The organism is Capnocytophaga sp. oral taxon 878 (genome assembly GCF_002999135.1).
Classification (GTDB): domain Bacteria; phylum Bacteroidota; class Bacteroidia; order Flavobacteriales; family Flavobacteriaceae; genus Capnocytophaga.
This window is the reverse complement of sequence record NZ_CP027229.1, coordinates 878,365-904,974: the sequence shown is the minus strand read 5'-3', so window position 1 is coordinate 904,974 and position 26,610 is coordinate 878,365. Positions and strand designations below refer to the sequence as shown.

The 26,610-nt window shown below is 37.2% G+C and carries 30 protein-coding genes; 2 read left to right on the top strand and 28 right to left on the bottom strand.

Annotated features, from left to right (window positions below):
* Positions 1-80: 80 nt before the first annotated feature.
* Positions 81-2,204, bottom strand: coding sequence for a Tex family protein (locus C4H12_RS04055; protein ID WP_106097795.1), 2,124 nt, complete (start codon positions 2,202-2,204; stop codon positions 81-83).
* A 17-nt stretch (positions 2,205-2,221) separates the two neighbouring features.
* Complete coding sequence (gene pepE / locus C4H12_RS04050) at positions 2,222-2,914, bottom strand: dipeptidase PepE (protein WP_106097794.1); 693 nt, start codon at positions 2,912-2,914, stop codon at positions 2,222-2,224.
* 512 nt (positions 2,915-3,426) lie between these two features.
* On the opposite strand from pepE, the gene C4H12_RS04045 reads away from it, so the two are divergent.
* Both C4H12_RS04045 and C4H12_RS04040 read left to right on the top strand, forming a co-directional pair.
* A complete protein-coding gene (locus tag C4H12_RS04045; protein ID WP_106097793.1) occupies positions 3,427-3,789 on the top strand; it encodes a copper resistance protein NlpE in 363 nt (120 codons plus the stop codon).
* Between the two features lie 79 nt (positions 3,790-3,868).
* Positions 3,869-5,461 (top strand): peptide chain release factor 3, encoded by a 1,593-nt coding sequence (locus C4H12_RS04040; protein ID WP_106097792.1) that lies wholly within the window; start codon positions 3,869-3,871, stop codon positions 5,459-5,461.
* Here the strand turns inward: C4H12_RS04040 and rsmG are convergent.
* From rsmG to C4H12_RS03910, 26 genes are all read right to left on the bottom strand, one after another.
* Positions 5,442-6,068 (bottom strand): 16S rRNA (guanine(527)-N(7))-methyltransferase RsmG, encoded by a 627-nt coding sequence (rsmG, locus tag C4H12_RS04035; RefSeq protein WP_106097791.1) that lies wholly within the window; start codon positions 6,066-6,068, stop codon positions 5,442-5,444. The genes C4H12_RS04040 and rsmG overlap by 20 nt on opposite strands.
* Before the next feature lie 33 nt (positions 6,069-6,101).
* A complete protein-coding gene (locus tag C4H12_RS04030; protein WP_106097790.1) occupies positions 6,102-7,250 on the bottom strand; it encodes a class I SAM-dependent methyltransferase in 1,149 nt (382 codons plus the stop codon).
* 31 nt (positions 7,251-7,281) lie between these two features.
* Entirely contained in the window at positions 7,282-8,370 is a 1,089-nt protein-coding gene (gene corA, locus C4H12_RS04025) for a magnesium/cobalt transporter CorA (RefSeq protein ID WP_106097789.1), read from the bottom strand.
* 305 nt (positions 8,371-8,675) lie between these two features.
* Positions 8,676-9,254: a hypothetical protein gene (locus tag C4H12_RS04020; RefSeq protein WP_106097788.1), complete on the bottom strand. Its 579-nt coding sequence runs from the start codon at positions 9,252-9,254 to the stop codon at positions 8,676-8,678.
* 14 nt (positions 9,255-9,268) lie between these two features.
* Complete coding sequence (locus tag C4H12_RS04015) at positions 9,269-9,556, bottom strand: YciI family protein (RefSeq protein ID WP_106097787.1); 288 nt, start codon at positions 9,554-9,556, stop codon at positions 9,269-9,271.
* A gap of 11 nt (positions 9,557-9,567) precedes the next feature.
* Positions 9,568-10,020: a hypothetical protein gene (locus tag C4H12_RS04010; protein WP_106097786.1), complete on the bottom strand. Its 453-nt coding sequence runs from the start codon at positions 10,018-10,020 to the stop codon at positions 9,568-9,570.
* Positions 10,021-10,071: 51 nt separating this feature from the next.
* Positions 10,072-10,752, bottom strand: a complete 681-nt coding sequence (locus C4H12_RS04005; RefSeq protein WP_106097785.1) for an SDR family oxidoreductase — start codon at positions 10,750-10,752, stop codon at positions 10,072-10,074.
* A 14-nt stretch (positions 10,753-10,766) separates the two neighbouring features.
* Positions 10,767-11,216 carry a hypothetical protein gene (locus C4H12_RS04000; protein WP_106097784.1) on the bottom strand — a complete coding sequence of 150 codons (450 nt, stop codon included), beginning with the start codon at positions 11,214-11,216 and terminating at the stop codon, positions 10,767-10,769.
* Between the two features lie 23 nt (positions 11,217-11,239).
* Entirely contained in the window at positions 11,240-11,593 is a 354-nt protein-coding gene (locus C4H12_RS03995) for a VOC family protein (protein WP_106097783.1), read from the bottom strand.
* A gap of 51 nt (positions 11,594-11,644) precedes the next feature.
* Complete coding sequence (locus C4H12_RS03990; RefSeq protein ID WP_106097782.1) at positions 11,645-13,126, bottom strand: DASS family sodium-coupled anion symporter; 1,482 nt, start codon at positions 13,124-13,126, stop codon at positions 11,645-11,647.
* A gap of 106 nt (positions 13,127-13,232) precedes the next feature.
* Positions 13,233-13,760, bottom strand: coding sequence for a hypothetical protein (locus C4H12_RS03985; protein ID WP_106097781.1), 528 nt, complete (start codon positions 13,758-13,760; stop codon positions 13,233-13,235).
* Between the two features lie 280 nt (positions 13,761-14,040).
* The gene (locus tag C4H12_RS03980; protein WP_106099418.1) at positions 14,041-15,498 is read right to left on the bottom strand and encodes a lipopolysaccharide biosynthesis protein; all 1,458 of its coding nucleotides are present in this window, start codon (positions 15,496-15,498) and stop codon (positions 14,041-14,043) included.
* 4 nt (positions 15,499-15,502) lie between these two features.
* Positions 15,503-16,849, bottom strand: coding sequence for a lipopolysaccharide assembly protein LapB (locus C4H12_RS03975; RefSeq protein ID WP_106097780.1), 1,347 nt, complete (start codon positions 16,847-16,849; stop codon positions 15,503-15,505).
* Between the two features lie 17 nt (positions 16,850-16,866).
* Positions 16,867-17,511 (bottom strand): DUF6707 family protein, encoded by a 645-nt coding sequence (locus tag C4H12_RS03970; RefSeq protein ID WP_106097779.1) that lies wholly within the window; start codon positions 17,509-17,511, stop codon positions 16,867-16,869.
* A 2-nt stretch (positions 17,512-17,513) separates the two neighbouring features.
* Entirely contained in the window at positions 17,514-18,161 is a 648-nt protein-coding gene (locus C4H12_RS03965) for a DUF6707 family protein (RefSeq protein WP_106097778.1), read from the bottom strand.
* Positions 18,162-18,163: 2 nt separating this feature from the next.
* Positions 18,164-18,811 (bottom strand): DUF6707 family protein, encoded by a 648-nt coding sequence (locus C4H12_RS03960; protein ID WP_106097777.1) that lies wholly within the window; start codon positions 18,809-18,811, stop codon positions 18,164-18,166.
* A gap of 6 nt (positions 18,812-18,817) precedes the next feature.
* On the bottom strand, positions 18,818-19,750 hold the full coding sequence (locus C4H12_RS03955) for a hypothetical protein (protein WP_106097776.1): 933 nt from the start codon (positions 19,748-19,750) through the stop codon (positions 18,818-18,820).
* Between the two features lie 21 nt (positions 19,751-19,771).
* Positions 19,772-20,461, bottom strand: coding sequence for an SMI1/KNR4 family protein (locus C4H12_RS03950; RefSeq protein ID WP_106097775.1), 690 nt, complete (start codon positions 20,459-20,461; stop codon positions 19,772-19,774).
* A gap of 20 nt (positions 20,462-20,481) precedes the next feature.
* The gene (locus tag C4H12_RS03945) at positions 20,482-20,913 is read right to left on the bottom strand and encodes a hypothetical protein (RefSeq protein ID WP_106097774.1); all 432 of its coding nucleotides are present in this window, start codon (positions 20,911-20,913) and stop codon (positions 20,482-20,484) included.
* A gap of 11 nt (positions 20,914-20,924) precedes the next feature.
* Entirely contained in the window at positions 20,925-21,614 is a 690-nt protein-coding gene (locus C4H12_RS03940) for an SMI1/KNR4 family protein (protein ID WP_106097773.1), read from the bottom strand.
* Between the two features lie 106 nt (positions 21,615-21,720).
* Entirely contained in the window at positions 21,721-22,176 is a 456-nt protein-coding gene (locus C4H12_RS03935) for a DUF1569 domain-containing protein (RefSeq protein WP_106097772.1), read from the bottom strand.
* A 14-nt stretch (positions 22,177-22,190) separates the two neighbouring features.
* Positions 22,191-22,637, bottom strand: a complete 447-nt coding sequence (locus tag C4H12_RS03930) for a GyrI-like domain-containing protein (protein WP_106097771.1) — start codon at positions 22,635-22,637, stop codon at positions 22,191-22,193.
* A 36-nt stretch (positions 22,638-22,673) separates the two neighbouring features.
* Positions 22,674-23,327: a hypothetical protein gene (locus tag C4H12_RS03925; RefSeq protein WP_106097770.1), complete on the bottom strand. Its 654-nt coding sequence runs from the start codon at positions 23,325-23,327 to the stop codon at positions 22,674-22,676.
* A gap of 166 nt (positions 23,328-23,493) precedes the next feature.
* Positions 23,494-24,225, bottom strand: coding sequence for a DUF2971 domain-containing protein (locus C4H12_RS03920; protein ID WP_106097769.1), 732 nt, complete (start codon positions 24,223-24,225; stop codon positions 23,494-23,496).
* 6 nt (positions 24,226-24,231) lie between these two features.
* Complete coding sequence (locus tag C4H12_RS03915; protein ID WP_106097768.1) at positions 24,232-24,813, bottom strand: hypothetical protein; 582 nt, start codon at positions 24,811-24,813, stop codon at positions 24,232-24,234.
* A 166-nt stretch (positions 24,814-24,979) separates the two neighbouring features.
* A complete protein-coding gene (locus C4H12_RS03910) occupies positions 24,980-26,599 on the bottom strand; it encodes an ABC-F family ATP-binding cassette domain-containing protein (RefSeq protein ID WP_106097767.1) in 1,620 nt (539 codons plus the stop codon).
* Between the last annotated feature and the right edge of the window lie 11 nt (positions 26,600-26,610).

The following is a 26,610-nucleotide window of genomic DNA, read 5'->3' as shown; positions in this document are numbered from 1 at the left end:
TGCCTTAGTATTAGGCACCATAAAGTAAATTTGGTTCATAATATTGTATTTAAATTCTTTAGTTATATTTCTTGTATTTATTACCACACCATACTTAACGAAATTCGTTTCCGTACTTCGTCTTTTTCTATTACTTTTACTTGTACTTGCTGGTGTAGTTTTACTACCTCATTTACATCAGCTACATAGCCGTCTTTTAGCTGAGAGATATGTACTAAGCCGCTCTCTTTCACTCCTATATCTACAAAGCAACCAAAAGCAGTAATATTATTTACAATACCAGGTAATATCATTCCTTCTCGCACATCCTCAAAGCTCTTTACATTAGGGTCAAAAGCAAAGGCTTTGGCTGTAGTACGAGGGTCAAGCCCTGGTTTTTCTAACTCTTTAAGTACATCTTTTAAGTACAGTTCTCCTACCTCTTTAGTTTGGTACTTTTGTATATCAATAGTCGCTATAGCTTGCTTGTTGCCTATTAATTCAGCTACCGATACTCCTATATCTTTAGCCATCTGCTTGATGATAGGATAAGCTTCTGGGTGTACAGCCGAGTTGTCAAGCGGATTGTCAGAATTATGTACTCTTAAAAAAGCTACCGCTTGTTGGTATACTTTATCTCCTAACCGAGGCACTTTTTTTAGTTCTTCACGTTTGCCAAAAGCTCCATTAGCCGATCTGTAATTAACTATATTTTCTGCCATCTTCTCCCCTATCCCCGATACGTAACTCAGTAGTGATTTGCTTGCAGTATTTAGGTTTACACCTACTTTGTTCACGCAGCGTATCACAGTGGCATCAAGTTCTTCTTTTAGTAATAACTGGTTCACATCGTGTTGGTATTGTCCTACTCCTATGCTTTTTGGGTCTATTTTTACCAATTCTGCTAGTGGGTCAGCAAGACGTCTACCTATTGATACTGCTCCGCGTACTGTTACATCATAATCTGCAAACTCATCTCTTGCTATTTTAGATGCCGAATATACCGATGCTCCTGCCTCACTCACTACAAATATTTCTACTTTATTCCCAAATTTTAGTTCTTTTACAAAGGCTTCTGTCTCTCTTGATGCCGTTCCATTTCCTATGCTTATTGCTTCAATATGGTATTGGTCTACAAGTTTGAGCAGCTTCTTAGCAGCCATAGCAGTATCGTTTTGTGGAGCGTGAGGGTAAATTACATCGTGTTGTAATAAATCGCCTTTTTCATCTAGGCACACCACTTTACATCCAGTTCTATAACCTGGGTCTATAGCCAAAATACGCTTTTCCCCCAAAGGCGATGCTAGTAATAGTTGTGAAAGGTTCTCCGCAAATACCGAAATAGCCTTTGCATCGGCCTTGTCTTTGGCTTCTTGTAGTGTTTCATTAGCTATAGAGGGTTCTAATAACCGCTTATAACTATCCTTTACTGTTTTCTTCAAAAAATCGGCTACCTCTCCCCTACTTTTTATGATGTTTTCTTCTATAAAAGGTAGTGTTTCTTCTTGCTCTACTTGTACTTTTAGTTTTACAAAGCCTTCTTTTTCGGCACGTAACATTGCCAATATACGGTGTGATGGGGCTTTGCTTAATAACTCTTCCCAATCAAAGTACTGAGCGTATTTCTGTGCCTCTTCTTCCTCGCTTTTTCCTTTAGCCACTTCAGTAGTAATCATTGCTTTGCGCCCAAATACCTTCCGTAGGGTGCGCCTAATAAAAGTATTCTCATTAATCCATTCAGCTATAATATCCGAAGCTCCCTGCAAAGCTTCTTCTTCCGTAGCCACCTTTTCCGACAGATATTTCCCTGCCAAGGTTTCTAAGTCTGTCACTCGCTGGCTCATTATCTGCTTAGCTAATGGTTCCAATCCCTTTTCTTTAGCTACATCTGCTTTAGTTTTTCTACGCTTTTTATAAGGCAAATAAAGGTCTTCCAATTCATTCAGTTCAAACGAGGCTTCTATGCGTTTGCGCAGTTCCTCGGTCAGTTTCCCTTGCTCTTCTATAGAGCTTATAATAGTTTCTTTCCGCTTGCATATATTCTCGTAATCGTTTTGTGCTTTGGCAATACGCTCAATAGCTACCTCGTCCAAATTCTGCGTACTATCTTTCCGATAGCGTGCAATAAAAGGAATGGTACATCCCTCTGCCAGCAGCGCAAGGGTATTCTCAATAGCTTTTTCAGTCAGTTGTGTTTGGTTTTTTATATATTGAATGTTTGTCATAGTAATTTGTTAAGTTCCTAATTTTCTAATTTGCTAATTTCCTTAGCTTCCTTGTTTTTTCTAAAAAGTCTTGCCGTAAGTTCTCCTTTTAAAGTTAGTTCCTCCCCTGCTCCTCTCAGCCAAGAGCCCTCGCGCAATCCTATCACTGGCGTATCGTTAAATACGTGAAACTCCTTAATACGTGTCTCCCGAGTTTCTCCTTTGTGTTTGCTATGGGGGTCAGGATCAAGGTAGTGCGGATTAATATTAAATGGTATAAGTCCCAAAGTCTTGAATGATGGCGGGTATATTATAGGCATATCGTTAGTAGTTTGCATCGTCTCTCCTGCAATATTGCTGCCTGCACTTGTACCCATATAAGGCGTTCCCTTCAGCACCGTCTCGCGTAGCACATCCATAATATTCAGCTGGTATAGGGCATTCACCAGCACAAAAGTATTACCTCCACCAGTAAAGATAGCTTCAGCCTCTTGCACAGCCTTCTTAGGGTTCTCAAAGGTATGTAGCCCCACTACTTTCTTGCCTAATTTAGCAAAAAAAGTACGCGCTATTTCAGTGTATTCATCGTGCGAAATCCCACTGGGGCGAGCATAAGGAACAAAAAGAATTTCACTTGTTTCTGCAAAGAAATCCACAAGTTCATCTCTCAAATAAGATAGGTATGTACCTCCATATACGGTTGAGGTACTGGCTAATAAAAGTTTTTTCATTGTTATCAACGGTTGTTTACTTCAGGCTACAAAAGTACTACATAATTGCCAAATGAGCAAATCGCCTCCTAAAAAAAGCTGATGCATTTATATAGCTACCCCCCACCCTCTTCTAATTGCCAAATCTTCAACTATTTTCCATTTTTATTGCCAAATTCTCAAAATTCATACCCCCTACTATTACTTCCCTTTCAAAAAATTAATCCCCTAATAATCAGCCTTTCCCCTATTAAGGTTACCCCAAAAAGCTTAGAGAATAAGTATAGGATAAGCGAACCTATAACGAAGGATAAACGAACTGTAAACGAAGGATAAGAGTTAATTAACTGATAATTAGTTGTTTTTTCACCAAATGTATCATTTAAAAAAATCTCAACAAATGCTGCCAAACATTGCATTTTTCATATTTCCTCCCTGCTCTCCTCCTACCTCCCTGCCCTCTCCCCAAAACTTGCTAATTAATAATTATTTCGTACTTTTGCGCCCAGATTTCATTAAAAACAACTATTCAAATGAAAAAAACGCTCTTAATCAGTGCATTAGCAATTCTTATGGCAGCTTGCACTAATCGCTCTTATGTAGGCACTTATGAAGGTACTCTACCCTGTGCCGATTGTGGTGGTAACCACATTACTTTAGTTATCGATGCCGATAGCTACACTTCTAAAGAAAGCTCTGATAAAGAAAGCTTTGAAGATAAAGGTACCGTAACCTACGATGCCGAAAAACAAATGCTTACCCTTACTAGCAGCCAAAACGCCGACACCAAATCATTCTACCGCGTAAAAGAGGATAACACTATTGTTATGCTCGACCAAGATGGTAAAGAGGTAGAAACTGAACTTGCCGCCGACTACATTCTTAAGAAGAAATAAAAAAGATAGCAGATTAGTAAATGCTTATATATACATTTACTAATCTGCACTTTTATTAATCTGCTAATTTATTAATTTAATGAGTTTACATCAAGAAATACAAAAACGCCGCACCTTTGGTATTATCTCTCACCCCGATGCTGGTAAAACAACCCTTACCGAAAAATTACTACTATTCGGGGGAGCTATCCAAGAAGCAGGTGCTGTAAAATCGAATAAAATAAAAAAAGGTGCTACTTCCGACTTTATGGAGATTGAACGCCAAAGGGGTATCTCGGTAGCTACCTCTGTATTGGCTTTTAACTATAAAGAGCATAAAATCAATATCTTAGATACACCTGGTCACAAAGACTTTGCCGAAGATACTTTCCGCACCCTCACCGCTGTCGATAGCGTTATTGTAGTGATTGATGTTGCTAAAGGGGTCGAAGAACAAACTGAAAAACTCGTACAGGTATGCCGTATGCGTAACATCCCTATGATTGTCTTTATCAATAAGTTAGACCGCGAAGGGAAAGACGCTTTCGACCTTCTGGACGAAGTAGAACAAAAACTCGGCTTAAAAGTAACCCCTCTTAGCTTCCCCATAGGCATAGGCTATGATTTTAAAGGAATTTATAACATTTGGGAGAAAAATATCAACCTATTCTCAGGCGATAGTCGCAAAAATATAGAAGAAACCATCGCCTTTAATGATATCAACAGCCCCGAGTTAGAACAAATAATATCACAACAATCAGCAGCCAATCTCCGCTCCGATTTAGAACTCGTATATGAAGTCTACCCTAAGTTCGACAGAGAGGCCTACCTCAATGGACAACAACAACCCGTATTCTTTGGCTCAGCTCTTAATAACTTCGGAGTGCGTGAGTTGCTCGATTGTTTTATCCAAATTGCCCCCTCACCACGCCCCAAAGCTAGTGAACAGCGTGTAGTTAATCCCGACGAAACTACTTTTTCAGGATTCGTGTTTAAAATCCACGCCAATATGGACCCCAACCACCGCGACCGCTTGGCATTCGTCAAGATAGTATCAGGTACTTTTGAACGTAACAAACCTTATTTACATACCCGATTAGGTAAAAAGCTGAAATTCTCAAGCCCCAATGCCTTTTTTGCCGAAAAGAAAGAAGTTGTCGATATATCCTACGCAGGTGATATAGTAGGCTTGCATGATACAGGTAACTTTAAAATAGGCGATACCCTTACCGAGGGCGAAACACTCCACTTTAAAGGTATACCTAGTTTCTCCCCCGAGCACTTCCGCTACATTAATAATGCTGATCCTCTCAAATCTAAACAATTAGAAAAAGGTATCGATCAGCTAATGGACGAAGGGGTAGCCCAGCTCTTTAAACTCGATTTTAATGGGCGTAAGGTAATTGGTACAGTAGGAGCCTTACAATATGAAGTAATACAATATCGTTTGGAACATGAGTATGGGGCAAAATGTAGTTATGAAAATTTCCCCATTTATAAGGCTTGTTGGGTAGAGGCTCCCGATAATCCTAAAGACCCCGAATATCTTGATTTCTTACGCGTAAAACAGAAGTTCTTGGCACGCGACAAGCAAAACCAACTGGTTTTCCTTGCCGACTCTGCCTTCTCTATAGAAATGGTTAAACAAAAATACCCTAACCTCAAACTACACTTTACTTCCGAGTTTGATTAAGGTACACAATCTTCTTTGTTTCAAAGAATGGTTCATCAAAATACTCACTAATATCAGTGAGCTCTGCTTGTGCAAAGGTGGCTAACTCTTCCCTAAGGTCGCCACCTTTCAGGTAGAGGATACCATTAGGTAACTCATTATGTGAAGTCATTTTGAACTTTCCTTTTACCCAAGGTACAAAGTCCTTCATCTGTGTAACAGCACGGCTTACTACAAAATCGTATTGTTTTTTTAGCTCTTCAGCCCTTATCTGCATAGCAGTTACATTCTTCAGTTCTAAGGCTTTTACCACCTCTTGCACTACTTTTATTTTCTTTCCTATAGAGTCTACCAATGTAAAACTGCAATTAGGAAACAATATTGCCAAAGGCACTCCAGGGAAACCTCCTCCAGTACCCACATCTAGTAATTCAGTACCATCTACAAAATCAATGCGCTTGCCTATAGCCAAACTGTGCAATACGTGTCGCTCGTAAAAATCGTCCATATCCTTCCGTGATATAACGTTAATCTGTGAGTTCCACAACTCATAAAGCTCCTTTAATTTGCCAAATTGCTGTTGTTGTTCTTCTGTAAGAGAAGAAAAGTATTTTAGTATAATTTCCATAGTTGCTAATATATTACGTGTTAAAATAATTCCTTATTTAATTACCTTCCCCAAAAGTACTGTCAATCCCCCTACCGATCTGGTAAATATAAGATATTCATTACCTCCCTCCACAAGTCTGTATTTCTTTTTAATCTCTTCTACGCTTAAAGGATAATTCTTTGATAGAATGCAGTATTTACTTCCAGCTTTCAGTTCTTTAGTATTGATAGCCGTTACCTCCAATACCCGCCCTGCAAAAGGCTCTTTAAGCTCTTCAGAGGTGTATAAATGCGTATTCACCTCCAGCTTCTCTATCCCAAAGTAGGCTGCCACATAATTAAATCCCCCCGATTTTAGCAAAGCGTTATTAGGAATGTACAAATACCGTTTAGGCGCACTATAAACAGCCTTTGCGGTATGTAACATCTCTTCTCCAAATTGCAGAATAGGTTCCTCAGTCTCCAAATTCACACAGTGTATTTGTGCTTTCACCTCCTTTTTAGGCTCTTGTACTATAAGTACCTCCTTTACTTCATTGCGTACAGCTATTAAGTGTATATGGCTTATTTTAGGTAAGGTAAGCAGCAGGTAGTTAAGGTCTATCATCGGCGATAGTTTTGTAAGCACCTTATCAGCCTTTTGTAATAATAAGGGCTGCAATTCTAAAATATTAGGTGATAAGTCTTCCAGCAAAAACTTCTTTTGCTTATGTACATCCCTGCGGGCGGGGTCAAGGTAAATAATATCATAATGTGTAGTAGTTTCTTTTATAAAGTACTCTGCTGCTTTATTTATAAAGTTTGCTTTACGTCCTAATAGATGCCAGTTGTGTTGCACTTTACTTAAAAGTTCCTCATCTTGTTCTACCAAAGTAACTTCTTTAAATTTCTCCGAAAGGAAGAAAGCATCAATCCCAAAGCCACAAGTAAGGTCTAAAAAACGCTCTCCTTTTAGCTCTTGTGCCTTGTATTTTGCAGTAACCTCCGATGAAGATTGCTCTAAATTCAATCCTTTAGGGAATAATATCCCTTCAGTCAATAAAAAAGGCAGCTTCTTGGCTGCCACACGCCTACCTTCTATCTGCTGCGCCAATTCCTTATTGCTTAGCTCTTTGAAAATAGGTTTCTTAAGGAGCAACGTTGTAGTTGCTCCTTCATATTTCTTTATAAATTCTTGTACTTCTCTGTCTAACAAATTCATAGCGCGCAAAGATAGTACATTTTTATGAAACTTAAAGCCATTTCTTCCGTCTGAAGTAAAAAATCATACCTACCGATATACCAATCATCACCAGCCATACTAACGGATATGCCCACCATACTTCTAATTCAGGCATATATTTAAAGTTCATTCCATATACTCCTACAATAAAGGTCAGCGGGATAAAAATAGTCGAAATCAACGTAAGTAAGCGCATAATGTTGTTCATCTTGTTACTCATTGCTCCCATATAGGTATCTGTAAGTCCCCATAGTATATCCCTATATGTACCTAGTGTTTCTACTATCTGCACGGTATGGTCGTGTAAGTCTTTAAAGTAGTGTTTAGTATCAGTATCAATCAGGTAATGCGCACTCTTTTCAATTTTATTTACTACCTCACGTGAAGGCATAATCGATTTTTGCAAAAATATAGCAGTCTTTTTCAATAACTGAATTTCAGAAATCATATCTTCACGAGGGTGAATGATAAGCTCGTCTTCAATACTTTCTATTTTCTCACTTACTTTATCCAAAATTACAAAATAGTTATCTACTATAGTATCTAAAAGCCCAAATAGCAGGTAATCAACTGGGCGTTTGCGTAAAGTGGTGTCAGCATTCTGTAATCGTTTGCGCACAGGTTCAAATACGTCTTCCCCTTCACTTTCTTGAAAGGTGATAAGGTAGTTTTTGCCTAATAGCAGTGCCAAGTGTTCCGAAATAAACTGTTCATCCTTTCCATAGTACAACATCTTTATGATAACAAGAATATGGTCATCCAATATTTCTACTTTAGGCCGATGCTCTGTATCCAACACGTCTTCCAATAGCAAGTTGTTAAGTTGTGTATAAGCCCCTAGTTTTTTAATTTCCTCTATATTGTTCAGTCCATTTACATTTATCCAGGTAACCTTATTATCAGCAATGCTACTGAGGGCTTCCTCTGCCCATTGCACTTTCTTTACTGAGTAAGAACTCTCATTATAGGTAATTACCTCTATGTTAATAGGCTTCTCTTTGTTACCAAAATAAACCAAGCTACCCGCAGGCAAACCTACTTTTTTAGACCGATTTGTCTTACGTTTCTTTTTTGCTGTAAGGGCTATATTTTTACTCATATATAATTATTTTTTTAATCTACTGGTTGTGAGTGTTTTATTAAATATTTTTAAAGTTAAAATGCAACTGATGTAACAAAAACGAAAGCACTAGTAAGTGTGATAAATACTTGTTACATTTGTCAAAAACGTATTTTAATCTATTGATTGTCAGTATTTTTGTAAAAATATGCATAGAAAATAGTAACTTTATAAAATATCAATTAAATAAATAGTTTATATTTTTCTTTTAAAAATCTATATTCCAGTGTAATAAATGTATTTAATTAAATATTTCTACAAAATTTTATACCAAGAATAATGCTCTAATTGTAAGTATATATTTTAGGATTTTTAATGGCTTCTATTAATAAGGTTGCCCTTTTAGTTATTACCTTGTCATCAGAAGTTGTAAAGTGTTTTAACAAAGGAATATTTGCTTCTAATAATTCCAAAATAGCTATGTGGTAATAATGTCTATCTAATGATTTTATGAGTTTCAAGAACTCATCATCCATAGTGCCATCATAAGTATTACTGAAGAGTTTTTCTTTATACATTTCGTATTTAGCTACCTTTCCTTTGGTAGGTTTAAAAGCCTTAGCTTCTGGAGACTGTGAACTATAATTAGCAGCCTTAAAAAGTGTATACATATCGTGTAGCAGTATAGCTTTATCAGCTTTGCTTTCTTCTAATAAAGCTATATAGAACCTCATCCCCCAAGGAGATAGCTTTATAAGCCATGCTTGTGATTCAAAACTGTTGATAAGGTTTTTGTAATCTTTTTCAATAGCAGTTCCATCAAGTATTTTTAGTATACTTTGCTTTACTATATTAGCGTTGGTTTCATAAGGAGTGCCAAATCTTCGCCAAGGAAAATTTTTGATTAGCTGTTGTAAATCCATTTGTTATTATAGTTTTAAGAGAGTACCTTGCCAAACTCCTCAGAGAATTTGGTAGGAGTAAATTCAATAATTTGATAGGCAGCTATTCTATGTTCATGAAAAGGGTCTTGAGCAATCATAGCTTCTACCTCTCCCCTACTGTCAGCCTTACACAAAATTACCCCTCCCTTCCTAGGTACTCGTGCTCCCGAGGCAATAAATTGTCCTAAGGCATAATACTTATCTAAATAAGCACGATGTGATTCTAAGTGTTTTTCAACCTCTGAAAGTTCTTTTTGATAGGTTAAAATAATAATAAACATAACTCAGTGATTTAAAAATTAGTGTCTTTGGAGTAAAGTAAATGTTGTATAGGTACCCAGTGTTTTTGCTCTCTATGATACCATATAGTCAGTTTTTTGTCTAAATGATCAATATCCCAAGTCACTTCTTTAATAAGAATATCACGTTCTTTAGTTTCTTTTTCAGTAAAGCAGTTGTACAGCTCCACTCTAAATTCATTAATGAATCCATCGTATGCATCATTCATAATAAAAGTAATTTCATTTTTAGGACAATAACCACTGTCTTCTTGAAGTTTGTCTTCATAATAGCTCACAAAATCCTCGTAATTCAATTTTAAAAAGTCTTTGTAAGGTATGGGATTTTTATTTGGTATTGTTGTTGTAATGGGCTCTTTTATAGTTGTTTTCTGCTTCTCTTCTACCTTATTTTTACAACTGTAAAGCAGTAAAAGCAGCAAGAGACTTGTAAATATTTGTTTCATATAAGTCTGATGTTTTATAGCAGTCCTTTTTGTTTCTTAAAACTAATTTTTTTAAGGAGTAGTATTTGCCACTTGTAATACCTTCCCATTAAATACAGCACTACCATTTAGGGCAAAATTAGCAATATACTCTGCCATTTGCTGTGCGCTAATATTAGCTTTATAGTCTGGAAAGGCTTCTGCAAGCATTTCTGTCTGTACAGCTCCTAAGGCTAAAGTATTGAAAATAATACCTCTCTCTTTATACTCTTCTGCCAAAAGTTCCGATAGGGTAATTAAGGCGCCTTTGGATGAGCTGTAAGCTGCCAATCCTCCAAACTTCAAACTCCCTTGTATGCCTCCCATACTACTGATGCTTACCACGTGCGAACCTTTCTTCATAAAAGGCAATACTTTCTGGGTCAGTTGTGCTACCCCAAACACATTTACCTTATATACTTCTAAAAAGTCAGTTTCTGTAAGCGCTTCAAATGGTTTGTTGATAAGTTTCCCAGCATTGTGAATGAGTATATCCACTCGTTCCCATTGTTCTTTTATAAAATGAGCTACAGCCTCTCTATCAGCCTCAAGAGTAATATCAAAACTGAGAGAGTGTACATTAGGCAAATTAAGCGCCTCTATAAAAGCAGTATGCCGCGAAAGGGCTAAAATATTATGCCCTTCCGCAGCCAACTGTTGTACCAGTTCAAAGCCTATACCTCTGCTGGTACCTGTTATGATAATGTTCTTCATTTTTTAATTCTTCCTTACTTCTCATTGGTAAGGTATGCTAATTTATTATACTTTTCGTATTGAGTAGATTGTTTTATAATTACTTCCAAACATTTATTATTTATTAAACTAACGGGTTGTAACTTTTCATCCAATAAAGTATAGTCTTTTTCATCTAAAATAGATAATAACTGGTAAAGTATTTTATTATAATCACTCCTAAAATCTATTCTCAAAGAAACTGAAGTAACCCTATTTTCTCTATCAAAAAATACTTCCAAACAATTAGAATCAATATTGCCATATATATCTAAATACTCACTCCAAGATTTAGTCTTTGGCAGAAAAGAGTTCACTTGCATAAAGTCTTCTTTATGAATATTAGCATACTCCCAAAATAATTGATCTTCAAACCCTTCATTAGATATATCTTTCAATATATACTGCTGAGGTATGATAGTGAATGTATATTGCCAAAGTGCCATAATTTATTATTTCTACAGGGATTTTATTTTTCTGCTTTGTAATCTGTAAAACCTAATACATTTCCCGATGGGTCTAAAAACTCAATTGCCCACCCTGTTCTGATAGGAAACGGTGGACTCAAAAACGATACCCCCTTTCCTTGTAACTCATCATATATTTGTTTTACATCATCCACTTCTAGCCAAATAGTTGGTTTCGTGTTAGGGAATTTCTTTTTATCTTTCAAAATAATGGCAGGTTCTTCATCTCCCACACTGAAAGCTATCATTCCTATTTCTGAAAAATCAAACTTGATTTTCAATTTTAAGACTTCTGCAAAAAACCGCTTGCTTTCCTCAAAATTTTCTGCAGGAAGAAAAAAATTATCGTAATTCATAATTTATTTATCTAATATATATATACAAGTAAGATAATGATGCTTTTCATATTATCCTAACAAATGCATTTCACCTACTAAAAATAAGGTAAGATAGCCTATTATCATACTGATGATACCTACAATAAGTCCTATTTTTAGCATATCATTTTGTTTTACTAAACCTGTAGAGTACGCAATTGCATTAGGCGGAGTTGATATAGGCAAACACATAGCTGATGATGCTGCCAAAGCTATCCCAATAAGTATTGTGGAAGTACCCCCTATCTCATCCAATCTATTTTGTTCTTGCATTCCATGGCAAATAGCTACCAAAATAGGAATTAATAAAGCTGCAGCTGCAGTGTTGGAAATAAAGTTACTAAGAAGATAACAGATCAATCCTGAAGCAATCAATACTATAATAGGCGACCATGATCCAAATGGTATGGTACCAATAGCTAATTTGGCTAAGCCCGAACCATTAATGCCCAATCCTAATGCAAAACCTCCAGCTACCATCCAAATAACACTCCAGTCAATTGATTGTAAGTCTTTAGCTGTAATTACACCTGTTGCAGCAAAAATCCCCATAGGTATTAAGGCAACAGTATTAGCATCAATACCCGTTAATTCACTCGGAATTAACCACAACAGAATAGTAATGACAAAAGTACCACTTACTACCCACATACGCCATCCATGATGCACTTTTCCCAAAATATGTAAGTTGATAGTCTTTTGGGTAAAAGGGAAAAACTTCAATATAAGTCGCCACGAAATGAAAAGCAATAAAAGCACCAATGGGAACATAAACGCCATCCATTCCCCAAAATCAATTCCCATATTTAGTCCTTTAGGGTCGTTAAGAGCTTGTAGGGCAATAGCATTAGGAGGTGTACCGATAGGGGTTGCCATACCCCCTAAGTTAGCTGCAATTGGTATACTCATCGTCAGTGCTATACGTCCTTTACCATTAGCAGGCAAAGCAGCAAAAACAGGTGTCAAGAAGGTAAGCATCATTGCTGCTGTAGCAGTATTGCTCACAAACATCGAGAAAACCCCTGTAATAAGCAAAAAGCCTAACAACACATTCTCACTCTTACGCCCAAACGGACGTATCAAACTCTTAGCAAGCAACACGTCCAAACCCGATTTCGTAGCAGCTATAGCTAGGAAGAAACCTCCTAAAAAGAGTATGATCACAGGGTTAGCAAAGGTTGCCATAATCTGTTCACTACTCAACAGCTTCCCAAATACTTCATTCTCTTCTCCCTTAAAGAAAAACAGACTGTGGTTAGAAACCGTTAGACACATCATCGTAATAATACCCAATGAAGTAGCCCATGAAGGGATTGCCTCAGTTACCCACATAAGGGTAGCAAATACAAAGATAGCGATAATACGCTGCTGAACCACTGTCAATCCTTTAATATGGAAAGCCTCAGTAGGAAGATTCCATATTACAGCGGTTATAATCACTATACAAATCAAAGCAATAAGATACTTTTTTTCAAAGTGATTAGTCATTATATTTTCTAATTCTTTCTGCATAATATTTTGGTAAGATTAAAATTAAGTTACAAATCAAAATAACACCGACAAAGGTATGTAAAAAAATGTAACCTACCAAAGAAAATCAATAATTTTTATTGACAAATTACACTCTCCATAACGAAGTCTGCAATCTCTGAATATGAGGGTCTTCCACTACATCAATAATAGCTAAAATATGAGCTGGAATACGAATGTGATGAGTGAGTAATTCGTTTAATACATTTTGAAGGGCTACAAGATATTCATCATAGGTGATGAGTTCTTCGGCATTTTCAAGTGCTTCAGCAACAATTTTATTCGAGGAACACTCATCTTTTAGCTGACTAATGAACTCATTAGTAACCCAGGCTATAATATCTTTCTCTGGGTGGTATATATCAATATTTAATTCCTCTTGAATAATTGCAGCGGCTTCTTTTTCAGCAAGAGGAACTGCCCCATACATCCAATTATCGTCCCACATCTTCAACATTTCGATGATATCAAACAAGCCATCAGGCATATCCATTCCTGCTCTTAAGCTAAATTGATAGTTGTAAAGGGCGACTTTTTCAGCATTATAACCTTCTTTCCAAAGGGCTTGTAACCCTTGAATATAATAAACAATTGCTTTTATCTCTTTTGGAGTCATTTTCTTATAGTTAGTTCACCGCACAAAACTACAAAATAATAAATAATTACCAAATAAAAAAATGATAAATTTTAATCCTTTATTTCCGCAAATCACTCCTTATTAACACCCAACAATGAGTTAAAATCATATAAAGGCTGAACGAACGAATAACGAAGGATAAACGAACTATAAACGAAGGATAGTCAGCGAGCAGGCGCAGCTGAGTATGTCGCGAGCTATAAACGAAGAATATTTGTCAAGCTGAAATAGCTGAGTATACAGTAAAGGATAAATACCTTTACCCTTTGCCAAATCTACGAATTAGCTTTATAAGCTCTTCCGAAAGATTTAATTTAAGAAGAAAAAAAACACTCACTCCCACTACAAGTAATGATTTTAAGCCAATATTTACAAGAGGGTGAAATGAAAAGTCCCAAAAGAAGAAGCCCCCTATGCTCACAATGCCAAAGAGGGTAGTCCGTAATGTTTCCTTATAAAAAGGCTGTAAGCCGTATTTGTGGTACACAAACCCCGACTTCAGTAGGTTGTATGAAGTAAAAGCCAAAAGAGTAGCAAATCCAGCCCCATTAATCCCGTAAAGAGGAATAAGCCACATATTCATCAAAACAGTCCCTATAACCAAAAAAACACCCAAAAACAGCACCGTACGATAGTAAGGCGAATTGAGTAACACAGCATTGCTAAAACCCACCAAAGCATCCGATAACTTTACTACCGATACAATAATTAGCACCATAAGCCCCATATTGTAGTCCTTATTCGGCAATAAAGCATAATACTGCTGCGCATTTACAATAATAAGCACACAGATAACCATACTCACAAAATAAGTATTAATTGTACTGCGTTTGTATAAGTCAGAAAGCTCTTCGCTCTTGTTTTGGTTCATAAACTGTGCCGTCATCGGACTCACTATTTGGTACATACTTCGGTAAGGAATCGCAATTACCGTAGCCGTAAAAATAGCCACATTATACACCGCAATCTCACCAATAGGCAAGTACTGGTTGAGCATAAACTTATCAATATCCATTAACACCGAAGCTACCGACCCCGATAAAATCACAAACAAACTATACAAAAAAACATCTTTCTTATTAGTAGGAAGTCCCCACGCCAGTTGCGGTCTGTGTACATAAAAAGCAGAAACAAACATCAAGAGCATACGCAATGCATATACCCAAAATACTCCCCACATCAACTGCTCAAAGTTAATACACTGCAAATAAACAGCCAACAGAAGGAGCATCACCCCTACCCTATGAAATACTTCTTTTAAAAAATTACCCCAAACAGTTTTTAGCTGTACTCTGGCCCACGCATAAGCTATTTCAAAATAGGCCATCACTACCGAGGTAAGGAAGATAAGCAATACATAAGGGCGTACTTCTGTATTCTTTGCCGAAAGCCATTGGGCTATTTCTTCATAACAACTTACCCCTACAAGGGTAGCAGGTATAATAACCAATAAGGGCAAAAAGCAGAGCATTAAGCTAAACCTAGCTTGCTCTTTTTTGTCCTGATAAGCAGTATAATAACGTATAAGAGTGTTGTGTACCCCAAAAGCAATAACAGGCGATAATATGGTGGCCGTCGAAGTTACATAACTCACCAATCCATATTCACTTTTTGAGAGGAAATAGGTAAATAGGAAAAGGGTATTCAGTGCCCCTATGGCAAAGCCCAAATAGGTAGCAATCACATTTTTAAACGATTGACGGAGCACTATTCCCATATATTTATTGCATTTTAAAGTTAAACTTATTTTCAAAAAACACTTGCCATTCAGGAGTATGTTTTACTCCCAAAGCATAATAGTGCTCAGCACTTTCGGTATCACCTATACCATAATAGGCAAAGGCAATACGAAAATAATTCTCTAGTTCGTGTGGGTATATTTGTACTACTTCAGCTATGATAGGTAGGGCTTCCTTATACTTTTCAGTAAGTAACATTAGGTCAATCCATTCAATAAGGGTTGTGTATGAATAATCATCATTCTGTACAGCCTTTCTGTAGCCATATTCTGCTTCTTCTAAGTTTTGAAAATGATAGTAATTCAGTTCGGCATAACGTCGCCAATAATAAGGCTCATTAGGTTCAAAAGTAAGCACTTTTTGTATATATTTTAAAGCCTTTTCATAATTGCGCCTAAAATAGTAGAAATCAGCTAAAGTAATCCACGCTCTATCTAGCTGAGGGTCTTCATGGGTAGCTTTAAAGTAGTATTCTTCAGCCTTTTCATCATTGTGCATCTTCTCATGGCAACGCCCTATGTGTAAGTAAGCCAAAGCCGAAGGGTCATCCAAAGTAAGAGTGATTTTATAGTTTTCTATAGCCTTTTCATAATCTTCTAACATTTCAAGTACACGTGCTTTTTCAAAGTAAGCCCCAGTAAAAGTATCATCGCTAATAATGGCAAAGTCAAAACAGCGCAAAGCATTTTTGTAATCACCAATAGCCAAATAGAGTCTGCCGAGATAATACCAAGCAACTTCACAATAAGGATTTTGATCCAAGTAATGATTTAAGAAAGAAGTAGCCTCTTGTACATCGCCTAAAACTTCATAACAGAATACTAACTGTTGTAGCGCTGTATAGTCCTGAGGGTCTTGTTCTAAACATTTGATAAAATAGTTTTTAGCATTGGTATAATCCTCTACATAGAGGTATTCCATTGCTATTAAGGCATAAATATTAGATACATCATCAGTAAGAGTGAGGGCATATTGCAACAACTCAATAGCACGATGATGTTTATTCATTTTAGAATACAGATTAGCCTGCTGTGCGTGTACTTCGGCATTCATAGGTTCAAGCACGAGCAATTCATTGAGAATTTCTGACGCTTCCTCCAAACGGTCTTCAAACACCAGTTGCTCAGCATTTAGCAATTTCAGTGAAGACGCATCAGGGTGTTGCGATAATCCAATCTCTAAGGCACGTTTGGCTTTACTAATACGCCCATATTCTACGTAATATTCTACAATTTCTTCAAATTCATCCACGTCAAAAAAGAGAATATTATTCTCTTTGAGCATTGATTCAAATTTGCTAACGGCGTAGTTTTCTTCTTCTGGTAACATTTATTTTAAAGATATTCTTAGTAATACTTTACAAATTTCTTATCCTGCAAGGCGGTGAGTTGTTCAGCTATAAGGGTATCCATATAGTTTTGGAGTTCTTCCCTGCTGTTATAAGTAGGTTTGGAGATCCAATTGGGGAAGTTGAGGGTTTTATAATCTACTTCTTCATTGATGAGTTTTACAGCAGAAGCGCTGGCAATAATTGCTATATGAATCCAAAGTTGATAAGAGGCAGGATATTCATCTATTTCTTCTAAATCGTTTAAATTTTCATTAACAAAATAGAGTGATAAATATCGATGAAAATAGTAATCAAAAGCCTCCTGAGCTCCTTTAGTACTTTTAAAATCGCTTACAGTTTTAAAATGAGAGAAACACGCTTTACGCTCTTCTGGAGATATGGTAGGTATGGCTGCAATCAAACAAAAAGAATTTTCTATAGGATACCATAGGTCAAAATTTTCGGCAAAAGGCACTGCAAGCACTTCTGGCAAGAAAGCTAATAAGCCTTCGTATTGTTTGCTTACAAATAGACATCCTACAAGTTCATAAATAGTTTGTAGGTCTTTACTACTTTTGAGTGAAAACTTTTTGCCGAGTTTTTCAAGGAGTTTTTGCTGTTTTGCAGTAGTGCAATAAGGTGTTAAAATTTCTATATTCATTATTAGTAATACTTTATAAATTTCTTATCTTGCAAGGCAGTGAGTTGTTCTGCTATAAGGGTATTCATATAGTCTTGGAGCTCTTCCCTGCTGTTATAAGAAGGTTGGCGATCCTCCTTGGGAAATTCAAGTGTTTTGTAATCTACTTCTTCATTGATAAGTTTTACAAGTGAAGCAGCTGTGATTAAGTATATACGATATGAAAATTCATAAGAAGTTTCTTTCTCTGCTATACTTTTCTGAATATATTCCAAAGCATCATTAACAAAACAGAGCGCTAAATAATCTTGGAAATAGTAATCATATATCTCTTGAAAATCTGGTAATCCTTTATATTCGGTAACGCTTTTAAAGTGTAGGAAACACGCTTTGCGTTGTTCTGGGGTGATGGTAGGCACTTCAGCAATGAGCGCTAAAGAGTGCTCTATGGGATACCATAAGTCAAAATTTCTGGCAAAAGGCACTGCAAGTACTTCTGGCAAGAAAGCTAATAAGCCTTCGTATTGTTTGCTTACAAACAGACGCTCCACGAGTTCATTAACTGTTTGTAGGTCTTTACTACTTTTGAGTGAAAGCTTTTTGCGGAGCTTTTCAAGGAGTTTTTGCTGTTTTGCAGTAGTGCAATAAGGTGCTAAAATTTCTATATTCATTATTAATAATACTTTACAAATTTCTTATCCTGCAAGGCAGTGAGTTGTTCTGTTATAAGGGTATTCATATAGTCTTGGAGCTCTTCCCTGCTGTTATAAGAAGGTTGGCGATCCTCATCGGGAAATTCAAGTGTTTTGTAATCTACTTCTTCATTGATAAGTTTTACAAGTGAAGCAGCTGTGATTAAGTATATACGATATGAAAATTCATAAGAAGTTTCTTTCTCTGCTATACTCTTCTGAAGATATTCCAAAGTATTGTTTACAAAGTAAAGTGCCAAATAATCTTGGAAATAGTTATCATACATATCTTGAAAATCAGGTAAGCCTTTGTAATCGGTAACGCTTTTAAAGTGTAGGAAACACGCTTTGCGTTGTTCTGGTGTGATGGTAGGCACTTCGGCGATGAGCGCTAAAGAGTGTTCTATGGGATACCATAAGTCAAAATTTCTGGCAAAAGGCACTGCAAGTACTTCAGGCAAGAAAGCTAATAAGCCTTCGTATTGTTTGCCTACAAACAGACGCTCCACGAGTTCATAAATAGTTTGTAGGTCTTTACTACTTTTGAGTGAAAGCTTTTTGCGGAGCTTTTCAAGGAGCTTTTGCTGTTTTGCAGTAGTGCAATAAGGTGCTAAAATTTCTATATTCATAACGGTCTAATAATTTTTTAAATAAGTTACTAATTTCTTTTCTACAAATTCGGTCATAGTATCAGCTTGTTTGATGACCTTGGGTTTGGCGTATTCGTGGGCAAAACAAAGTATCTGATGGGTGTCGGGAGCATAGAGCAGTTTGTCACCATCGCCGTATTTCCAAAACTCTCCAAGCACTAAATAGTCTTTGCCATTGAACGTATCGGTATATAAGTCGGTAAAGCGGATTTCTACTCCCTCCAGTCTGAGTTCTCCTATATGTTGGAAGAACAAAGTAAGTTCCTCAGAGAAAGCAACCCCCAAGTCTTGGCTCTTTTGGGTAATCTCGGCTAAGGGAATGCCTGCGGTAACCACATTATATTCATCAAAATCTTTCAGTATCTGCTTGGTAAGCTTGGGATATACCGCCGAGAGTCGCTCCCAATCTTCAGGGGTAACCGTTTGTGAGCTTGTCTGCTCTGCGCCTTTCCTTTTCTCCTTGAGTTCTTTGAGATAAGCAGAAACTGTGGCAACAAGTTCCGTATCAGTAGCCTCTGTGAACCATTTTTTTAGAAGAACCATATAGTTTTTTAATCCTGCTTTCTTCAAATAATCAGGTAGTGCTTTGGGATTTGTTTTTAGAAAATAAAATTCTATCATATTGCGAATGAGAAAGTCCTTGCTAAAGTGCATCGTTTTCCCACTCTTGATATAATCCATCTTGAGAATGCTAAAGTTCAAGAAATGATCGTCCGCCAACGCCACAGGGGCGATTTCTTCCAAGGTAACACCCGCATCTTTTAGTGCTTTATGTGTGTAATTCAGCACGGTAAAGCTTGGCATTTCTTCCTCGAATACCATATCTATAATATCGCAAAGCTTATTTAATATCTGCTGATACTTTTCAGAAGCAATAAATTGCTCCATTTGTTCTTTGTCTTTTTGCTCTATAGACATAATTGTAATGTTTTAATTGTTTTACCCTTCCAACTCCTTTGGTTTTATCCCCAATACCTTTTGCCACACTTGAGCGTTCTCTGAGGTTGGATCTATGCCTCTGCCTGCAGTATAAAAGGGTTCCCATTGCCAATCCTCACCTCCAGTACAACCTACAGAGGCGTAGTTCATCAGGAATTCCTTAAAATTATCAGCTAAATAAGTGCCGAGATTGCTTGCACTATCGTGGCTGAGGTACACAACCTTACCATAGTTCTCTGGCTCTAACTCAATAGCAATATAATCGCCGTTAGCATTGATATGAAAACACAATTTGTTGTACCAAATGCGGTCTTTTGGGTCTTCATAATTAGGGAAAACATCTGCTGCCCATTCCTTGCGATGTTTCTCATAATCCAAAAGCAAATCCAACCCAAAGAGTAATTCTCCGCAATAGATGTGCGCCAAGGCATCGGGTATTATAGATTCATCTTCAATAGTTACATCATTCACATCCCAATAAAACTCCAAATGAGCGGTATTTTCCAAAAGCACTTCGCGGAAATGAGGAGGCAATGTATAGCCTAATTGTGTCTCTACTGCTTTGATTTCCTCCTCGGTAGCGGGTTTTTCTATTGTAAGAGGTTCTGTAGCCCCACCAAGAGCTTCTATTTTACTAAGAAATAAGTTTAGACGCTTTTTAAAAAGCTCAAAATTAAAGGGTATCGCCATAATGTTATTTATTTATGAAACTAATTGTTTGTTTCCTTCTTATCTTCAAGTCTTATTGTATTGACTTCGCCTAATTTCTTGGATTTCCATACTCTTTCGGCTTGGAATTTGTTTAATCCTACAAAAAGAGAAGCATATTGTAATATCTCTTCCTTAGAAAATGCCTGTTGACTGATAGCAAACCAATTATCCCCATTGATAAGGCTCAGTTTGAGGTGAAAAAGTTTTTCTCCTGCTACTTGCCCTTTTACTTTGTCTACAATACGAGCGGCTGGGATTATAGTAACTTGTACTTTATCTATGGCAGGCATTTCTCTTCTTGTCACAGCTTCATTGCCATTGTGAGCTAAGGTATCTGCTTGCGTTTCTTGGTAATCATCCTCTACAAATAATTGCCATAGGTCACCATTTTCCGAAAAGTATTCTATCCATTTCATCTTTTTGTTATTCATTTTCTTACTTTTTACCCTTCCAACTCCTTTGGGTTTATCCCCAATACCTTGTACCAAGTTTTGGTGTTCTTTGAGGTAGGGTCTATGCCTTTGTCTTTGGTATAAAAAGGTTCCCATTGCCAATCCTCGCCTCCAGTACAACCCACAGCGGCGTAGTTCATCAGGAATTCTTTAAAGTTATCGGCTATATAAAGCCCGTGATTCTCACTACCATCGTGGCTGAGATACACAACCTTGCCATAATTCTCTGGTTCTAACTCAATAGCGATATAATCACCGTTACCTACTTGGAAAAAGGACATTTTATTATGCCAAACACGGTCGTATTCTTTATCGGAATTCGGATATGCGTCCCCTTCCCAGTCTTGGCGATCTTCCTCATAGCCTAAAAGCAAATCCAGCCCAAAAAGCAACTTTCCACGAAAGATTTCAGCTAGTTTATCAGGTAAAGAAATGTCTTCCTCATCTATAATATCATCAATATCCCACCCAAACTCCAAATGAGCGGTGTTTTCCAAGAGTACTTCACGGAAATGTGGAGGTAGTGTATAGCCTAATTTTGCCTCTACGGCTTTGATTTCTTCCTCGGTAGCGGGTTTTTCTATCGTAAGAGGGTCAGTCTCACCACCAAGGTCTTCTATCTTTTCTAAAAATAGGTTTAAACGCTTTTTAAAAAGCTCAAAATTGAAAGTTGTTGTCATAATAATACTTATTTCATAAGATTAATTGTTTGTTTCCTCCAAAGTGCAATTCAAAGTGCAAATTTTACCCTTTGGAATTTGCTCTTTTGCACTTTGAAATTCCTTATTACGCCCCGAATTGTCGCAGATGATGGTCAAAATGCTTCCATTGCAGGATTCCCCACTCGTCGGGAGTGAGTTTGCCAAAGAAAGAATGCGGGTGCTGACTGCATTTTTCCCTTCCATTGTTATAAAAAAGGGTGATCAGCTCTTTAGCTCGTTGCTTTTCTTTCTCAAAATCCTCCATAGAAATGTCTGTGATGACATACATCTTATCAGTAGGGGAATTTTTAGGCATAGGCTGGTCGTTGATAAACCTTTTCTTTACCAATTTTCCTATAAGCCTACCGATAAATGCCCGCTTGGGGAAGTTTTTCCCTAAAGGAGTTTCTAAAGAAACGTTCAAGTGGGCTAACATCTGTACAATGTTCATCTTTCCCCACTGACGTACGGCATCTACTTTCAGATTCTCTAACCGATTGAGTATTTCGTTCTTATCTACTTCGTTATATAAATTTTTCATTTGCTTATTTAGAGTTATTTGTTCTCTTTTACGCCTATAAAAATATCTACTTCGGAGGCATCCCCTTGCTGAGACTTCTCGGTGTAGCGCTCATAGTCATATATATAAGTGCGATTGAGCGTGGCGTCGTTGTCCCAGATATGTTGCCACATCGCCCCTACTGCTTGAGGCATTGTGCCTTTGGCTACAAACTTTTCAAAAGTTTGTTCAGGGAATTCCCTGCCTTCTAAGCCGTCGGGAATCGTGCTGAGCGTGGTAACTTCTACTCCTATTATACAAGTATAAGGCTCGGTATAGTCCTTTTGGTAATCGGTGTAGATGCTGTAAATGGCATCGCTTACCTTATTGGGTATTTTTGCCAAAAGTTGCTCGCTAAAAAAGCGTTGCCAAAGGTTTCCGATGTCTTGCATCGCTTGTTCGTTCTGATTGGTAGTGCGTACACTGATTCCGATGATTTTCATTTTCTTTGTATTTAATTTGTTTTTAATAAATTCTCTTTAACTTCTTACAAACTTGCCGATACTCTCTAAAAGTTGGGGTTTGTCTTCCAAAGCGATTTTAGCGATGGCGTAAAACTCGCGTACCCACTTCTCGAAGGCGGCAAAAGCGGCGTCTTTGTCCTTAGTAGCCTGCTGACTTTCACCTCTTTCAAGGACGTAAGTGGCTTCGGCTTGCTTCACATCGGCGAGGGCGGTGAGCTGGGTTTCGATATGCTCAGCAGTGATTTTAAGTTTGTTGAGCGGAGTGAGCAAATCGGGTTTGGCTTTGAGCTCTTTGTAGAACGCCTCGATGTCTTCAAGGAGCTTATTGGTACGCAAAGGCGCCACTCCCTTGATATGAAGAGCAATAAGGATTTTAGGCTCCTCTTTGTAGATGATTTTAGCCTTCTTGCGGTCGGTAGCGTAAGTGTTTTTAAAGGCTTCGAGCTTTTTGGAGAACTCGTTATAGGCGAGGGTCTCCTCGGAGGTCTCGCGCTTATTAGTTTCGTACATCTGGGCGGCGGTATCGTATAGGGCTTTGCCTTGTGCGATTTCCTTATCGCCATAGCCGTACTCAGCTAATTCCTTTTTTAGGACATCATTTTTGGAAATATTCTCAAAAATGAAGGAATAATTCTTGAATTTTTCGAATGAAATAAATCTTGTAGCCATTTTCTTGTCTTTTTTAATGGTTAAACAAATAATTTTATTAAATTTCTAGTTTATATCGCGCCCTACGGACTTTATATTGTATCCTACGAACTTGATTTTGGTTTCTACCGAGTTAATATTGCATTCTACGGGGGTGATGTTGTGTTCTATGAAAGTGATATTTCACTCAAAACTCTTTCAAAACAAAATTACCACCTCCATCTTCAGTTCTATAAAATTTAATATCCTTATTTTTAAGTAAACAAATAGATCTTATTTTATTAATATCTTTGGGATTTGTCTTCATACCAAAAATAACCTTTATTAGAGAGCTAATATCATATTTATCGTTTCCTGATTTATGCCGAAACAATCTTATTTCATCTTCATATTTCCAATTAGTAGTTTTTATGGTTAGATAATCTCTTAAATCATCAGGCAAAAACTCTAATCTTAATTTAATTGAAGGTAATTTCTCTACATAAGTTACATTATATAAATTCTTAAAATATTCTTTATCCTTTTCTGAATCAAAAACAAGACATACTCCCTTATTATCTCCATAATACCCCCATAAACCAGTATTTATTCCCTCTTTAGAAAAACAAGTAATTCCTATATGGTTATTTATATAATGATCAGTTATATCTTTAAAGTATTTTTCTCGTTCTAATTTATTTGAAGATAAATGATCTATATCCTTACTAAACATTTCCTCAAATCTTTCAAGATTTCCAAAATTATTATAATAAGAATGTTTTATAAATTCTTCTATTTCTGTTCTTGTGTAATCAAAATTTAAAGGAAGATTTGAATCATACCAATCATTAAAGTTACGTGGGTTATTAAACCACAATTCATCATTTATGAGATTCTTCCAAAAATACTCACTAATAGGTTGATATTTGTATATTTCCATAACTTACTAATTTAAAAAAGTTGAATAAAAATCAGGATTAGTTATAATATTCGCCATAATATTAGACAAAACATCTTTGCCAAATCCTTTTATCTTTTCTAAGAGTGTTGATTTTGTTTCTTCAGGATTCTTTTCATAATTCTTCATTATTTCCTTCAACTCTTTTAATTCTTTTCCCGTAATTTCATCTCTTATAGCATCTATAAAGATATTCAATATTACTTGTTGAGTATTATTTTGAATATTGTTTTGGTTATTATTTATAGTTATTTTATCTGAATCGTTTTCTTTAATCTCATTTTTAGGTTCCTCAGGAAAATTCTTAATTCCCTCCAATATTCCTAATATTTCCAAATGATTTTCAGGTGATATTTTATTCTCATAAGGACTAAGTCTCTCTATAGAAGAAGGAAACATAGTATCGACTAACCTTTTAATTGATTGTAACCACTTTTTATAATCTTCCTCTTTACGACTTTTATAAATAGTAAAAAAGGGCTCTTGTCTGGAAATATATATACTATCTTGTAACTCGTTCCCTTTTGAAATTAATTCTTCTATTTTTAAAATTAATTCTTTTTTTGCCATTTCTTTTGTGTTTTAAATTTAACTAAAATTGTTTTAACTAGTAAAATATCCTACTAAATTTCTATTTTCCTATCAAAAATACTCTGGCAAAGCTCATTTTAATCACCTTTTTGTGCAATGACCTTTGCCAAAGTGCTGTGATTAACCATTAATCATTAATAATTAATCATTGTTTGTACATCTTCTCCCTCAATTCCTGAATATTCTTGTCATCCATATACTCATCAAAGGTCATATAACGGTCGATAATGCCACTAGGGGTAAGCTCGATGATACGATTGGCGACAGTTTGTGAAAATTCATGGTCGTGGGTGGTGAAAAGCACGGTGCCTTTGAAGTTTTTCAGCGAGTTGTTGAAGGCAGTGATACTCTCCAAATCCAAATGGTTGGTAGGTTCGTTGAGCATTAGCACATTGGCGCGCAACATCATCATACGGCTGAGCATACAGCGCACTTTCTCGCCTCCTGAGAGCACTTTGCAGTTTTTAAGGGCTTCCTCGCCACTGAAAAGCATCTTGCCCAAGAACCCGCGCACATATACTTCCTCGCGCTCTTCCTCTGTTTTTGCCCATTGGCGCAACCAATCCACCAAGGAAAGGTCTTGGGTGAAGAAATCGGAGTTATCCACGGGCAGGTAAGACTGCGAAGTGGTGATACCCCACGCAAAAGTACCCGCATCGGGCTTGAGGTTGCCGTTGAGAATCTCATAAAAGGCAGTGGTGGCGCGTGAATCCTTAGAAATCACGGCTACTTTGTCGTCTTTGGCAAGGTTAATATCTACATTTTGGAACAATACCTGTCCGTCAATAGACGCAGCGAGGTTTTCCACGTGTAGAATTTGGTCGCCAGCCTCGCGGTCACGGTCGAAAATGATGGCAGGGTAACGACGGGAAGACGGTTTGATTTCCTCGATATTGAGTTTCTCCAACATCTTCTTACGAGAAGTCGCCTGCTTTGATTTTGCCACGTTGGCACTAAAGCGCGCAATAAATTCCTGCAACTCTTTGGCTTTCTCTTCCGCCTTCTTGTTCTGTTGCGCACGTTGGCGGGCTGCCAGCTGACTACTTTCGTACCAGAAAGTATAGTTACCCGAAAAATGGTTGATTTTTCCAAAGTCAATATCCGAGATATGCGTACAAACGGCATCGAGGAAGTGGCGGTCGTGGGAAACGACAATCACTGTATTGTCGTAATTAGCCAAAAAGTTCTCCAACCAGCCAATGGTCTCAAAGTCGAGGTCGTTCGTAGGCTCGTCCATTATGAGTACATCGGGGTTACCGAAGAGGGCTTGTGCCAAAAGCACACGTACTTTGAGCTTGCCGTCCATTTCGGACATTAGGGTATAGTGCATATCCTCAGAGATGCCCAAATTGGAGAGCAGGGCTGCCGCATCACTCTCGGCATTCCAGCCGTTCATCTCATCGAACTGTATTTGTAGCTCACCGATGCGTTCGGCGTGTTCATCGGAATAGTCGGCATAGAGTTCGTCCATCTCTTTTTTGACTTTGGAGAGGACTTTGTTGCCCATAATCACCGTGTCTAAAACGGTGTAGTCGTCGTAAGCGTAGTGGTCTTGTTCGAGTACCGACATACGCTTGCCTGGTTCAAGGATCACACGTCCCGAAGTAGGTTCTTGCTTGCCTGAAAGGATTTTAAGGAAAGTAGATTTTCCTGCCCCATTGGCACCGATGATGCCGTAGCAGTTGCCTTGTGTAAAAGTTACGTTTACCTCATCGAAGAGGACACGTTTTCCGAATTGTACGGATAAATTGGATACTGATAACATTGTTAATGATT